This window comes from Streptomyces sp. NPDC089424 (genome assembly GCF_044749345.1).
Classification (GTDB): domain Bacteria; phylum Actinomycetota; class Actinomycetes; order Streptomycetales; family Streptomycetaceae; genus Streptomyces.
Genome location: NZ_JBIVHU010000011.1, coordinates 84,409 through 98,310 on the forward strand (window position 1 = coordinate 84,409; position 13,902 = coordinate 98,310).

At 69.9% G+C, this 13,902-nt stretch carries 11 protein-coding genes and 1 tRNA gene; 5 read left to right on the forward strand and 7 right to left on the reverse strand.

Annotated elements, in window-relative coordinates; translation table 11 throughout:
• Nucleotides 1-32 precede the first annotated feature (32 nt).
• A complete protein-coding gene (locus ACIP2X_RS35070) occupies nt 33-1,250 on the forward strand; it encodes an acetyl-CoA C-acetyltransferase (RefSeq protein WP_401681439.1) in 1,218 nt (405 codons plus the stop codon).
• Nucleotides 1,251-1,529: 279 nt separating this feature from the next.
• A complete protein-coding gene (locus ACIP2X_RS35075; protein WP_401681442.1) occupies nt 1,530-2,309 on the forward strand; it encodes a hypothetical protein in 780 nt (259 codons plus the stop codon).
• 60 nt (nt 2,310-2,369) lie between these two features.
• On the opposite strand, the gene ACIP2X_RS35080 is transcribed toward ACIP2X_RS35075, so the two are convergent.
• Nucleotides 2,370-2,681, reverse strand: coding sequence for a hypothetical protein (locus ACIP2X_RS35080; protein WP_401681444.1), 312 nt, complete (start codon nt 2,679-2,681; stop codon nt 2,370-2,372).
• Nucleotides 2,682-2,775: 94 nt separating this feature from the next.
• Between ACIP2X_RS35080 and ACIP2X_RS35085 the strand changes: the two genes are divergently transcribed.
• Nucleotides 2,776-3,003 carry a DUF4287 domain-containing protein gene (locus tag ACIP2X_RS35085; protein ID WP_401681447.1) on the forward strand — a complete coding sequence of 76 codons (228 nt, stop codon included), beginning with the start codon at nt 2,776-2,778 and terminating at the stop codon, nt 3,001-3,003.
• Nucleotides 3,004-3,099: 96 nt separating this feature from the next.
• Here the strand turns inward: ACIP2X_RS35085 and ACIP2X_RS35090 are convergent, their stop codons facing one another.
• From ACIP2X_RS35090 to ACIP2X_RS35105, 4 genes are all read right to left on the reverse strand, one after another.
• Nucleotides 3,100-3,984 (reverse strand): Bax inhibitor-1/YccA family protein, encoded by an 885-nt coding sequence (locus ACIP2X_RS35090; protein ID WP_401681450.1) that lies wholly within the window; start codon nt 3,982-3,984, stop codon nt 3,100-3,102.
• A 214-nt stretch (nt 3,985-4,198) separates the two neighbouring features.
• Nucleotides 4,199-5,374, reverse strand: a complete 1,176-nt coding sequence (locus ACIP2X_RS35095; RefSeq protein WP_401681453.1) for a 4-hydroxybenzoate 3-monooxygenase — start codon at nt 5,372-5,374, stop codon at nt 4,199-4,201.
• A gap of 149 nt (nt 5,375-5,523) precedes the next feature.
• Complete coding sequence (locus ACIP2X_RS35100; RefSeq protein WP_401681456.1) at nt 5,524-6,672, reverse strand: hypothetical protein; 1,149 nt, start codon at nt 6,670-6,672, stop codon at nt 5,524-5,526.
• A gap of 207 nt (nt 6,673-6,879) precedes the next feature.
• Nucleotides 6,880-6,965 (reverse strand) — tRNA-Leu (locus tag ACIP2X_RS35105).
• A 407-nt stretch (nt 6,966-7,372) separates the two neighbouring features.
• Here ACIP2X_RS35105 and ACIP2X_RS35110 point away from each other — a divergent pair.
• Nucleotides 7,373-8,143, forward strand: coding sequence for an ABC transporter ATP-binding protein (locus ACIP2X_RS35110; protein ID WP_401681458.1), 771 nt, complete (start codon nt 7,373-7,375; stop codon nt 8,141-8,143).
• Entirely contained in the window at nt 8,143-10,677 is a 2,535-nt protein-coding gene (locus tag ACIP2X_RS35115; protein WP_401681461.1) for an ABC transporter permease, read from the forward strand. The genes ACIP2X_RS35110 and ACIP2X_RS35115 overlap by 1 nt, the downstream gene beginning before the upstream one ends.
• 68 nt (nt 10,678-10,745) lie before the next feature.
• Here the strand turns inward: ACIP2X_RS35115 and ACIP2X_RS35120 are convergent, their stop codons facing one another.
• Together ACIP2X_RS35120 and ACIP2X_RS35125 are read right to left on the reverse strand one after the other, a co-directional pair.
• The gene (locus ACIP2X_RS35120; protein WP_401681464.1) at nt 10,746-12,038 is read right to left on the reverse strand and encodes a class I SAM-dependent methyltransferase; all 1,293 of its coding nucleotides are present in this window, start codon (nt 12,036-12,038) and stop codon (nt 10,746-10,748) included.
• Between the two features lie 182 nt (nt 12,039-12,220).
• Nucleotides 12,221-13,621 carry an NAD(P)/FAD-dependent oxidoreductase gene (locus ACIP2X_RS35125; RefSeq protein WP_401681466.1) on the reverse strand — a complete coding sequence of 467 codons (1,401 nt, stop codon included), beginning with the start codon at nt 13,619-13,621 and terminating at the stop codon, nt 12,221-12,223.
• Nucleotides 13,622-13,902 lie beyond the last annotated feature (281 nt).

Consider the following 13,902-nt stretch of genomic DNA (forward strand, 5'->3'; position numbering starts at 1 on the left):
CCGTAGCCCTTCCCTCGTCGTCTGGAGCCGTGATGCCCGAAGCCGTGATCGTCTCTGCCGCCCGCTCCCCCATCGGCCGCGCCGTCAAGGGCTCCCTCAAGGACCTGCGGCCCGACGACCTCACCGCCACGATCATCCAGGCCGCCCTCGCCAAGGTCCCCGAGCTGGACCCGAAGGACATCGACGACCTGATGCTCGGCTGCGGTCTGCCCGGCGGCGAGCAGGGCCACAACCTCGGCCGGATCGTCGCCGTGCAGATGGGCATGGACCACCTGCCGGGCTGCACGATCACCCGCTACTGCTCCTCGTCGCTCCAGACCTCCCGCATGGCCCTGCACGCCATCAAGGCCGGCGAGGGCGACGTCTTCATCTCGGCCGGCGTCGAGACGGTCTCCCGCTTCGCGAACGGCAGCTCCGACATCGCGACCGCGCGCAACCCGCTCTTCGCCGACGCCGAGGCCCGTACGGCCGCGGTCGCCGAGTCCGAGGGCTCGACCTGGCACGACCCGCGCGAGGACGGCCTGGTCCCCGACCCGTACATCGCGATGGGCCAGACCGCCGAGAACCTCGCCCGACAGTGGGGCGTGACCCGCCAGGACATGGACGAGTTCGGCGTCCGCTCGCAGAACCTCGCCGAGGAAGCCATCAAGAACGGCTTCTGGGAGCGCGAGATCACGCCCGTGACGCTCCCCGACGGCACGGTCGTCAGCAAGGACGACGGCCCGCGCGCCGGCGTCACCCTGGAGGGCGTCGCCGGCCTGAAGCCGGTCTTCCGCCCCGACGGCATGATCACCGCCGGCAACTGCTGCCCGCTCAACGACGGCGCCGCGGCCCTGATCATCATGTCGGACACCAAGGCCCGCGAGCTCGGCCTGACCCCGCTGGCCCGCATCGTCTCCACCGGCGTCTCGGGCCTGTCCCCCGAGATCATGGGATACGGCCCCGTCGAGGCGTCGCGGCAGGCCCTGGCCCGCGCCGGCCTGACGATCGGCGACATCGACCTGGTCGAGATCAACGAGGCGTTCGCCGCCCAGGTGATCCCCTCCTACCGCGACCTGGACATCCCGCTGGAAAAGCTGAACGTCAACGGTGGCGCCATCGCCGTCGGCCACCCCTTCGGCATGACCGGCGCCCGGATCACCGGCACGCTGATCAACTCCCTCCAGTGGCACGACAAGCAGTTCGGCCTGGAGACGATGTGCGTCGGCGGCGGCCAGGGCATGGCGATGGTGATCGAGCGCCTCAGCTGATCCTCGGACCCCCTGCGTGACGGGCACGGCACCCGGCGTCATGCATTGGCCCAGAACCCCGCAACCAGCGGGGTTCTGGGCCGTTTTGTGACCCGATCTCCCCCAGGATGTGACCTATCTCCCTCGCCACAGGGAGAACCGCAGGTCAGGGCAGTTCCAGGCGAAACATTTGACCCAAAGACCTGTCCGTTTCGTGACGTTACGCACTGACAGCTGGTTAGTTCACCCATCAAGCTGATGTAGGAAGTCGGGGGTCGACCTTGAACCGGGAGTACGTCAGTGAGCGCCATGCCGATCGCCCTGCTGGTCACCACGGCCGCCACAGGCGCCGTGGGCGTTGCCGTCCTGCGCACCCTGATGCAGTTGCGCCGCCAGGTCGCGGCCCTGCACCGCGAGCTTGCCGCAGGCCGCACCGCCGCCCCCGCCCTGGTGCCGGCGGCTCGCACCGCGGCCGACGCCGAGGAGATACGGAGCGCCGTCGCCGAGGCGCTGGCCGAGGAGCGGGAGCGGGAGCTGGCCGAGGCGCGCGCCTTCTGGGCCGCCCAGGAAGCCCGTGACGTCTCCGACGCGCCATCGCTGCTGGGCCTGACCGAGAACGACCTGTTCCTGCCGCGGCAGGCCGATTTCGCGGGCCTGGAGCCGGTGTCCGAGCCCGGCGCGGAGCCCGAGGAGTTCGCCGGCGACTCGCCCGAACTGGCCGCCGCCCGCCGCCGTCACCCGTCCCACCCGGACTTCACCCCGAACCCGTCACCGGTCGTCGGCGACCACGAGCGCACGGTGTCCGTGCTGGAGGAGCTGGCCGACTCCCACGTCGAACTGACCGACGTCCGCCCCGGCCCCCTGGGCACCCTCGACGTCTACGTCTTCGCCGACGGCACCACCCTGTGCATGACCCCCGGTCACCGCGAGACGGCCGAGCGCCTCGCCGCCGCCCTGCGCTCCGGCGAGACCCCGACCCTCCTCGGCGGCTCGGGCATCTCGGGCGCCTACACGCTGACGTTCACCTGCGGCGAGGAGACGGTGTACATCCTGGCGGACCGGGTCATCGCGTCGCTCTAGACGCACGGCGACCCGGCCCCGCGGGACGGTGCCGGGTCGAGGGGTGCGCCTGCCTCCGGGTCACACCCCGGCCCGCTTCTGCGCCTCCCCCACCACCCGTACGGCCTCCTCGACCTCGGCCTCGCTCGTCAGTACGACGGCCAGATCGCGCGCCGCGACGCCGATCTGATCGGCCGCCGCGAACATCCCGGCGTCCGGCATCTCCCGAGGCTCGCTGCCCGGCTCCTCCACCGACTGCGTCCAGCGGGCCAGCTCCCTGGCCAGCGCCAACGCCTCGGCCGCGGCCCCACGCTGCAACCGGCTCTGCGGTGCCGCCCTCAATCGATCGGCAAATTGATCAACCGCACTGATCAGACGCGTCGTATCCACCACGGCGGCAGGCTACCCGCACTGTTGCCAACAGACGAACGCTCAGGCACGGTGACCTGAAGGACCGGCTTACACCCGATTGCACCCGGAGGCGCCGATGTCCCAAGTCTTCTCCGAGGAGACCCATCGCAATCTGCTCGCCCGCATCCCCCATTGCACCGGTCGTGAAGTCGCCGACTGGCTGCGGACCGTCGAAGAAGGCCCTGCTCTCCGCTTCGAGGAGAAGGTCAGCTGGCTGCGCCACGAATACGACCTCGCGTACGGCCACGCCAAAGCGATCATCCATGAGTACGACCTGAGGAGGGCCGCGCGCAAACTGGTGTGAGCGCGCACGAGGACAGCGAAAGGGGCCCCGGGAGAACCCGGGGCCCCTTCATCCGTCGTCACCCGTCGGCGTCAGCCGCGCGGTGCCGCTCGGCGACTAGTCGTCGCCGCTGAAGATGGCGACCAGACGCAGCATCTCGACGTAGATCCACACCAGCGTCATGGTCAGGCCGAACGCGGCCAGCCACGACTCCTCGCGCGGCGCGCCGTAGGCGATGCCGTCCTGGATCTGCTTGAAGTCGAGGGTCAGGAAGAAGGCGCCGAGGATGATCGCGATGATGCCGACGATCGCACCGAGCGGGCCCATGCTGCGCAGACCGCCGTTCTCGGCGACGCCGAAGACGACCAGCAGCAGATTGACCGCCGTGACCAGGACGAAGGCGATGGCGATCGCCATGCCGATGCGGGCGTACCGCGCCGTGACACGGATCCAGCCGGCCTTGTAGATGAGCAGCGTGGCGCCGGCCACCGCCATCGTGCCGAGCACCGCCTGGAAGGGCGCGCCGGACCACCGGGCGTTGAACATCTCGCTGAACACGCCGAGGAAGACACCCTCGAACGCGGCGTACGACAGGATCAGCGCGGGCGAGGCCTTGCGCTTGAACGACTGGACCATCGCCAGGACGAAGGCGATGAGCGCCGCGCCGATCGCCAGGCCGTAGCTGCTGGACGACACCGGCAGCAGCGCCCAGGCGAGGACGGCACCGACGACGACCGTGCCGAGCGTCATCGCCGAACGCATGACGACGTCGTCCATCGTCATCCGGCCGGTGCCGGCGGGGGCCTGCGGCGGCGCGCCGTGCTGCAGGTCCTGCTGCGCGTAGGGGTTCTGGGCGTAGGGGTTGCCGGCGCCCGGCTGGGCGTACGGGTTGCCCTGGGTGCCCACAGCTGCGCCCCCGGCCTGCGGCGCGGTGTTGAAGCCCGCGTAGCCGTTGTCGCGGCTGAACCCCCGTCGCGAGAAGACCGGGTTGCTGCTCCTCATTTCACTCCTCCATGGCCACCCTGCGTAGCCTTGGCTCAAGGGTAATGGACAGGCAAAGGAATGACCCTAGTGCTTGGGGAGGATCTTCCCCCCTCGTGCTGCGCAACACGCTAGCCGGGTGCGTGATTCCCGCCAGCGGAGGGCGTCATTCCTGACGAACTCGGTACATGCCCGGAACCGGGCGGTGATCAATGCCGCCGGCCGGTGCGCGAGGTCACGGGAAGGGCAGGCCCGTGTACGCCTCGGCGAGGTCGGTCTCCGCGGACCGCGAGGAGGCGATCCGTTCCAGCCGGGCCAGCTGGAGCCGGTCCTCGAAGGGCGTGGCGCCGGGGGCCCGGTGCAGGAGAGTTGTCATGTCGTACGAGAACCGCTCGGCCTGCCAGACGCGGCGCAGGCAGGTCTCCGAGTAGGTGTCGAGCAGGCGTGCGGAGCCCGTCTCCCGCTGGTGCACCAGGGCCCGCGCGAAGGTGACGACGTCGCCGACGGCGAGGTTGAGCCCCTTGGCGCCGGTCGGCGGCACGATGTGCGCGGCGTCACCGGCCAGGAAGAGCCGCCCGTGGCGCATCGGCTCGTGCACGAAGGAACGCATCGGGGTCACCGACTTCTGGGTGACGGGCCCGCGGCGCAGCCGCCGGCCGTCGGCGGTCTCCGTGCGGCGTTCCAGTTCCGCCCAGATCTCCTCGTCGTCCCACGCGTCGGCGTCCGTGCCGTCCGGCACCTGGAGGTAGAGGCGCGAGACCGAAGGCGACCGCATGGACAGCAGGGCGAAGCCGCGGTCGTGCCGGGCGTAGACCAGCTCGTCGTGCGAGGGCGGTACGTCGGCGAGGATGCCGAGCCACCCGAACGGGTACGTCCGCTCGAAGGTGCGGGAGAGCGACGCCGGCACCGCCGTGCGGGCCACGCCCCAGTAGCCGTCGCAGCCGACGACGTAGTCGCACTCCAGCACGGCCTCGTCCCCCTCGTGCCGGAAGCGCACCCGGGGACGCGCGCCCGCGGGGTCCTCGACGGCGAGCGCCTCGGCCTCGAACAGCAGGGGGCCGCCCTCCTTCAACTGGAGTGCGATGAGGTCCTTGCACACCTCGGTCTGCGCGTACACCATCACGGAGCGGCCACCGGTCAGGGCGGGGAAGTCGACCCGGTGGCGGCGCCGGTCGAAGCGCAGCTCGACGCCGTCGTGCCGCAGCCCCTCCCGGTCCATCCGCTCGGCGGCCCCGGCCGCACGGAGCACGTCCACCGTCCCCTGCTCCAGGATCCCGGCCCGCTGCCGGCGTTCGACGTAGGCCCGGTCGCGGCTCTCCAGGACGACCGAGTCGATGCCGGCCCGGTGCAGCAGTCGCGCGAGGAGCAGGCCGGCGGGGCCGGCTCCGATGATGCCGACGGTGGTACGCATCGGGCGGTCCCTTCGTTTGTTCGTCAGGTGAAATTTCTTTCACATATCGACCGACCGTCAGTCTGCTTCCGCGGAGTCGGCGGTGTCAACGGCCGTGCACGCACGGCACGAGGCCCCGCCACCTCTCGGTGACGGGGCCTCGCCGGTCCTCATTCGGCCATGGCCTCGTCGGACGCCGCCTCGTCGGCGGGGGCCTCCTGCGGCTGGACCTCCTCGGGCTGGGCCTCCTCGGGCTGCGCCTCCTCGGCGGGTGCCTCTTCCGGCTGCGCCTCTTCGGCCGGCGCCTCCTCAGGCCGGGCCTCCTCGACGGGGGCCTCCTCGGCGGGAGCTTCCTCCGCCGGGTCCTCCTCGGGCTGGACACCTTGCGGCTCGGTCCCCTCGGCCGGAGCCTCTTCGGCGGGGGCCTCCTCGGCCGGGGCCTCCTGCGCGGGCTCCTCCTGCGGCCGGGTCTCCTCGGCCGGGGCCTCGTCGGCGGGCTCCTCCTCAGCGAGCTTGTCTCCGCCCGCCTGCTCACCCTCTTCGGCCTTGCCCTCCTCGGTCTTGCCTTCCTCCGGCTTGCCGTCCTCCGTCTTGCCCTCCTCGGTCTTGCCTTCCTCCGGCTTGCCCTCCTCGGTCTTGCCCTCCTCGGTCTTGCCCTCCTCCGGCTTGCCCTCCTCCGGCTTGCCGTCCTCCGTCTTGCCCTCCTCGGCCTTGCCTTCCTCCGGCTTGCCCTCCTCGGTCTTGCCCTCCTCGGTCTTGCCGTCCTCCGGCTTGCCCTCGTCAGGGTGCTTGCCCTCGTGCTTGCCCTCGTCCGGGTGCTTCGGGTCGTCCGGGTGCTCCGGCCACTCGTGCTTGCCCGGCTTCCAGTGGTCGTGGTTGTCGGGGTGCCAGAACTTGTCCGACACCTGGTGGCGCTCCCAGAAGTAGTAGTCGTTACGCGTCTCCCAGCAGAAGTACCGCTTGTGCTCCTTCCAGACGTAGTAGACCTCGAAATGCTCGTCCCAATAGAACTTGACCTTGGACTTGCCCCAGCAGTACCACTGCTTGTGCTTCGCATCCCAGGCCCGCTTGCTCTTCTTCTTCCAGCAGTACACCTTGACCTTGCTCTTGCCCTTCTTCTTGTGCTTGCCCTTGTGCTTGTCCCTGTGGTCGCCGTCCACCAGGGACACCGCCGCGGTCTCGTGCATGGGCGCGGCCGAAGCCGCCGCGGCGGGCAGGAACACGCCCCCGGCGACCGCCGCGGCCGACACGACCGTCGTGCCGATGATCATCCGGCGCCTGCGGGTCGCCTTCTCGTTGCTGCTGATGTTCTTAGTCATTTCTCTGCTCCTGCACGATCGGGATATCGGTGGGGAATGTCGGCCGTAATTCCGGGTGGTCCCGGTGAGGCCCGCACTTCAAGTACGCCGGAATCGCCCCGCAGGGTCACGTTCCGGGAATTCGGGGCTTGACAGCGCCACGCAGCAGAGGTAAACGAACAGACCCCCGGCTCCCCAGCAGAGGGGACGGGGGTCGGGCGGGCGGGGTGGTGCCCGGAACCGGACTTGAACCGGTACGCCCGCGAGGGGCAGCGAGGTTTAAGCTCGCCGTGTCTGCATTCCACCATCCGGGCAGGCCGTGGGCTCCGCGTCGAGGCCCCGAGCCTATCGGGACGCGTCCCCCGGACAGCGGCAGGTCGGCCCCATGTTGTCTTATTTTATTGATGTCTGAGGGTGCATCAGCACTCGGAACAGGCCGTCCGCACTTGCCAACAGCCTTGCGTGCGAGTCTCGGCCGCGTATGCGGAATGACGGAATTTCACCGCCCGGACGAGGGCGCTCCACCTGTTCCCGGCAGATGGTCCCCCCGACGGATCCCGTAGGGCCCGGCCGTCATCCCCAGGTATGAGACGGGCACCCGTAGTGCGACTGGAGACTGCCCCAGGAACCGGAACAGCGGCTGACTACACGGCGCCGTTCGGCCGGGACGATGGAGCACGTCCCGAGAACCACCCCCGTCGTCCCACAGGAGCGCCACCCCGTGACCACCACACCCGTCGCCGGCCGGACCACCGCCGTGGCCGCGCGCGCCACGGATCTGTCGAAGATCTACGGACAGGGCGAGACCCAGGTGGTCGCCCTGGACCGGGTCTCCGTCGAGTTCCGGCAGGCCGAGTTCACCGCGATCATGGGTCCCTCCGGCTCCGGCAAGTCCACGCTGATGCACTGCGTGGCCGGCCTGGACACCTTCTCCTCCGGCTCGGTGCGCATCGGCGAGACCGAGCTGGGCTCCCTGAAGGACAAGCAGCTCACCAAGTTGCGCCGCGACAAGATCGGCTTCATCTTCCAGGCGTTCAACCTGCTGCCGACCCTGACCGCCCTGGAGAACATCACCCTCCCGATGGACATCGCGGGCCGCAAGGCCGACAAGCAGTGGGTGGAATCGGTCATCGGGATGGTCGGCCTCGCCGACCGGCTCGGCCACCGCCCCGCCCAGCTCTCCGGCGGCCAGCAGCAGCGCGTCGCCGTGGCCCGCGCGCTGGCCTCCAAGCCCGAGATCATCTTCGGCGACGAGCCGACCGGAAACCTCGACTCGCGCTCCGGCGCCGAGGTGCTGGGCTTTCTGCGTAACTCCGTACGGGAGTTGGGGCAGACCGTGGTGATGGTGACCCATGACCCGGTGGCCGCGGCCTACGCGGACCGCGTGGTGTTCCTGGCGGACGGCCGGATCGTCGACGAGATGTACGGGCCGACCGCGGACAACGTGCTCGACTTCATGAAGCAGTTCGACGCGAAGGGCCGCACCAGCTGATGTTCCGCACCGCCCTGCGCAACGTACTCGCGCACAAGGCCCGGCTGCTGATGACCGTGCTCGCCGTGATGCTCGGCGTCGCGTTCGTCTCCGGCACCCTGGTCTTCGCCGACACCCTCTCCAACGCCTTCCGCAACCAGTCGGCGAAGAGCTACGACGACGTCGCCGTCTCGGTCACCTCCTACGCCGACCCGGACGACCCGAAGGAGGAGCCCGGTCTCACCGGGAAGACCCTCGACAAGATCTCCACGGTGGACGGCGTCGCCGCCACCTACGGCCGCGTCGACGGCTTCGCCGGGGTCGCCGACCCCGACGGAAAGCTGATCGGCGTCGGCTGGTCCAACAAGGGCTCCAACTTCGCCCCCGGCAAGGACGGCAAGGACCCCGCCTACACGTTCACCGACGGCACCGGCCCGCTGAAGGACGATCAGATCGCCCTCGACGAGGAGTCCGCGGCCAAGGGCGAGTACCGGGTCGGCGACCGGGTCCGGGTCGCGACCAACGGGCCGGTGAAGGAGTTCACCCTCAGCGGCGTCTTCACCACCGAGGACGGCGCCGTCAACGCCGGCGGCAGCCTCGTCCTCTTCGACACCGCGGTCGCCCAGAAGCAGTACCTCAAGCCGGGCTACTTCGAAAGCGCCACCGTCACCGCCGCCTCCGGCGCGGACGACGCGAAGATCCTTGACGCGGTCAAGCCGCTGCTGCCGAAGTCCGCGGAGGCCCAGACGGGCAAGGCGCTCGCGGACGAGCAGGCCAAGCAGATCGAGCAGGGCATGGGCAACCTCAAGCAGGTCCTGCTCGGCTTCGCGGGCATCGCGCTGTTCGTCGGCATCTTCCTGATCTCCAACACCTTCACCATGCTGGTCGCCCAGCGCACCAAGGAGATCGCCCTGATGCGGGCCGTCGGTGCGTCGCGCAAGCAGATCACCCGCTCGGTGCTCGCCGAGGCCGCGGTGGTGGGCCTGGTCGCCTCGGTGATCGGCTTCGTCCTCGGCGTCGGTCTCGCGGTCGGACTGCGCTCCGGCATGGCCGCGTTCGAGATGAAGACCCCGGACGGCCCGCTGGTCCTGTCCGCCACCCCGGTGCTCGCCGCGGTCGGCGTCGGTGTGCTGATCACGATGTTCGCCGCCTGGCTGCCCGGCCGCCGGGCCGCGAAGATCCCGCCGGTGGCCGCCATGAACAGCGTCCACGCGGCGGCGACCACCAAGTCGCTGGTGGTACGCAACTCCATCGGCGCGGCCATCACCGCCATCGGCGCGGCCGGCATCGTGGCGGGTGCCTCGACCGGCGGCGACGACGGCCGGATGTACATCGGGGCGGGCGCGTTCTTCGCGCTGATCGGCGTGATCATTCTGATCCCGCTGCTGTCCCGGCCGGTGATCGCGCTCGTCCGTCCGCTGCTCGTCGGCCCGTTCGGGGTGGCCGGCAAGCTGGCCGGCCAGAACGCGGTCCGCAACCCGCGCCGTACCGGAGCCACCGCCTCGGCGCTGGCCATCGGACTGACGCTGGTGACCGGCCTGTCGGTGCTCGGCATCACGGTCGGCACGGCCATCGACAAGATGACCACGGACAACATCAAGGCCGACTACATGGTCTCGATGGCGAACGGCGGGGATCTCGACCGGTCCGCGCTGACCGCGCTGGAGAAGGCCAAGGGCGTGTCGGCCGTCTCCCCGCAGCAGGACGCCTACTTCATGACCGGCAAGGAAGACTACGTGTCGGCCTCGGCGGTCACCCCGGGCGACATCGAGAAGGTCCTCGCCGTCGACGTCGTCAGCGGCGACATCGGCTCGCTCGCCCAGGGCCGGATCGCGGTCGCCGACAAGACGGCCAGGAGCAAGGGCTGGAAGCCCGGTGACACCGTCCCGGTCACCTTCGGTGACGACAAGAAGGCCACGCTGACGGTCGGCGCGCTCTACAAGGACAGCGAGTTCCTCTCGCCCGTCCTCGTCGACAGGAAGATCGTCGACGCGCACGAGGTGAATCCGTCCATCCGGCAGATCTTCGTGAAGGTGGACGGCGGCCAGTCCCCGGCGAACGAGAAGGTCCTCATCGACGCGCTGGGCGACAACCCCGCCATCACCGTCATGGACCGGCAGGACATCCGGGACGAGTTCGGCGGCGCCATCAACACCCTGCTGAACATCATGTACGGCCTGCTGGCGATGGCCCTGATCATCGCGGTGCTGGGCGTCGTCAACACCCTCGCGATGTCGGTCTTCGAGCGGCAGCAGGAGATCGGCATGCTGCGGGCGATCGGTCTCGACCGGCGCCGGGTGAAGCGGATGGTCCGGCTGGAGGCCGTGGTCATCTCGGTGTTCGGCGCGGTGGTCGGCATCGGCCTCGGCTCGTTCCTCGGCTGGGCGATCGGCGAGACCATCGCGGAGCAGATCCCGGGCTACGTGCTGGTCATCCCCTGGGACCGGATCGGCATCTTCCTGGTGCTGGCCGGACTGGTGGGCGTGCTGGCCGCGCTGTGGCCGGCCCGCAACGCCGCGAGGCTGAACATGCTGAACGCGATCAAGACGGAATAGCCGTACGAGCGGACGGGTCCCGTTCCCGGGAGGGAGCGGGGCCCGTCCTGTTGCGGCGGCTCGGCCTCTCAGCCCCAGGTACGGGCGCGCAGCGGCACTCCGGAGGCTCCGGAGTCGGGGGTCCGCACCGCCAGGACCTGGTTGACGCCGATGCGGTTGCGCTCGAAGGCCAGCGCCGAGGCGGCCATGTACAGCCGCCAGACGCGGGCCCTGCCGGGGCTGGTCAGCTTGACCGCCTCGGTCCACCCGGCCTCCAGGTTGGCGACCCAGCGGCGCAGGGTGAGGGCGTAGTGCTCACGGATCGACTCCACGTCCCGCACCTCGAAGCCGGCGCGCTCCAGCTGGGTGACGGTGGTGCCGAGGGGGGCGAGCTCGCCGTCGGGGAAGACGTAGGCGTCGATGAAGCCGTCCACCTGGTAGGCGGATTCGTCCCGCCGCGGTCGCCGGGCGATCTGGTGGTTGAGCAGCCGCCCGCCCGGTCGCAGCAGGGCGTGCAGGTCCTCGGCGTACTCCCGGTAGCGCTCGGCGCCCACGTGCTCGGCCATCCCGATCGACGAGATCGCGTCGTACGGCCCGTCGGTGACGTCCCGGTAGTCCTGCACCCTGATCTCCACCCGGTCGGTCAGACCCTCGTCCGCGACGCGCTTACGGGCGTAGGCGGCCTGTTCCTGGGAGAGCGTGATCCCCACGACGCCCACGCCGTGCTCGCGGGCGGCGTGGATCGCCATGGAGCCCCAGCCGCAGCCGACGTCGAGCAGGCGCTGACCGGGAGTCAGGGCGAGCTTGCGGCAGATGAGTTCGAGCTTGTCGTGCTGGGCGGTCTCCAGAGTGCTGTCCGGGCTGGGCCAGTAGGCGCAGGAGTACACCATGGACGGCCCGAGGACGAGCTCGTAGAAGTCGTTGCCGACGTCGTAGTGGTGGCTGATGGCGCGCTTGTCGCTGCGCCTGGTGTGCAGGTTCCGGCGGGGCCTGCGCACCTCCTCGCGGGGCGGGGCGGGCGGCGGCGCGAGACTGGCGAGCCGTACCAGACCGCGGACGCCGGCGCGCACCTCCGGATCGCGCAGTGCCTCGGTGAGACCGCGGGCGTCCTCGCCGCGCTCCCAGATCAGGCCGGCGAGCAGACCGAGGACCGCGTACAGATCGCCCTCGATCTCCAGGTCCCCGGCCACCCAGGCGCGGGCGAGGCCCAGTTCGCCGGGCTTCCACAGCAGCCGGCGCAGGGCACGCCGGTTGCGTACGACGACGACCGGCGTGTCCGGCGGACCCGCCTGCGAACCGTCCCAGGCGCGAATACGCACCGGGAGCGGACTCCCCACCACCTGCTCGAGCAGCCCCTTCAGCCGCGACGCGGCGTCAGCCATGGCGCACACCTCCGTGACGGTGATCCAACACCACGTAAACACCTACAGGCCTCGAACGCAGTCCCCTGTTCGCGTTATGTCTGGGCAAAACCCTCGGCCGGTCCCGTCGTGCGGGAACGGCGAAGGACCCCCTGCACCACGGATGGCAGGGGGTCCTTCGGGGGTTCGGCCGGGCTGAGGCGTCAGGAGGCCTTGGCCTTTTCCTCGGTCTTGGCAGCTTCCCCGGTCTTGGCGGCCGCCGCGACCGGCGCGGGCTTCGCGGCCTCGTAGAACTCCTCGCGCGGGGACTCCAGCGCGCCGAGGGCGACGACCTCACGCTTGAGGAACATGCCGAGCGTCCAGTCGGCGAAGACGCGGATCTTGCGGTTCCAGGTCGGCATCGCCATGCCGTGGTAGCCACGGTGCATGTACCAGGCGAGACGGCCCTTGACCTTGATCTTCATCTTGCCCATGACGATCATGGCCACGCCCTTGTGCAGGCCGAGACCCGCCACCGCGCCCTTGTTGGCGTGGCTGTAGTCCTGCTGCGGGAAGCCCCGCATGCCGGAGACCACGTTGTCGCCGAGGACCTTGGCCTGGCGCAGCGCGTGCTGGGCGTTCGGCGGGCACCAGGCGTTCTCCACGCCGGCCTTGCGGGCGGCGAGGTCGGGCACCTGGGCGTTGTCGCCCGCGGCCCAGATGTAGTCGGTGCCCTTGACCTGGAGGGAGGGCTCGCAGTCGATGTGACCGCGGGGGCCGAGCGGGAGGCCGTAGCGGGCCAGGGCCGGGTTGGGCTTGACGCCGGCCGTCCACACGATGGTGTTGGCGTCGACCTCGAGGCCGTTCTTCAGCACCACGTGACCGTCGACGCAGGAGTCCATGGACGTCGAGAGGTAGACCTCCACGCCACGGCTCTCCAGGTGCTCCTTGCCGTACTTGCCGAGCTTGGGCCCGACCTCGGGAAGGATCTTGTCGGCGGCGTCGACGAGGATGAAGCGCATGTCCTCACGGGACACGTTGTTGTAGTACTTGGCCGCGTCCCGGGCCATGTCCTCGACCTCACCGATGGTCTCGGCGCCGGCGAAGCCGCCGCCGACGAAGACGAAGGTGAGCGCCTTGCGGCGGATCTCCTCGTCGGTGGTGGAGTCGGCCTTGTCGAGCTGCTCCAGGACGTGGTTGCGCAGGCCGATGGCCTCCTCGACGCCCTTCATGCCGATGCCCTGCTCGGCGAGGCCGGGGATCGGGAAGGTGCGGGAGACCGCGCCGAGCGCGACGACCAGGTAGTCGAACGGCAGCTCGTACGCCTCGCCGACCAGCGGCGCGATCGTGGCGACCTTGCGGTCCTGGTCGATCGTGGTGACCCGGCCGGTGAGGACCTCCGCCTTGGGCAGCACGCGTCGCAGCGGGACGACGACATGGCGCGGGGAGATGTTGCCGGCGGCGGTTTCGGGGAGGAAGGGCTGGTAGGTCATGTACGACCGGGGGTCGACGACCGTGACGGTCGCCTCGCCGTAGCGCATCTTCTTGAGGATGCGCCGAGCCGCGTACAGGCCTACGTACCCACCGCCTACTACGAGGATCCTGGGACGCTCCGTGGTGCTCATGCCATCGAGTATCCACCCAGTGCGGAGGGGTAGCTCGTGCGCCCCTTCACAAGCACTAACAGGGCCCGTGCTACACTCCCCGGCCCACGTGAGCCAGATCATGGTCACGATCAGGAACCGGCCGCCCTTACGTCCCGTTGTCAATGCCGCGTGAGCTGCCTCTCTTTCCGCTGGAGCCCTTCGTGAGGCGACCCGGAGCCCTCGCGCGGAAGGCCTGCACGCCCCTCCTTACACGGTCCATCTGAACATGTTCAAGACCCTGTTCACCCCTCGGAAGGGTC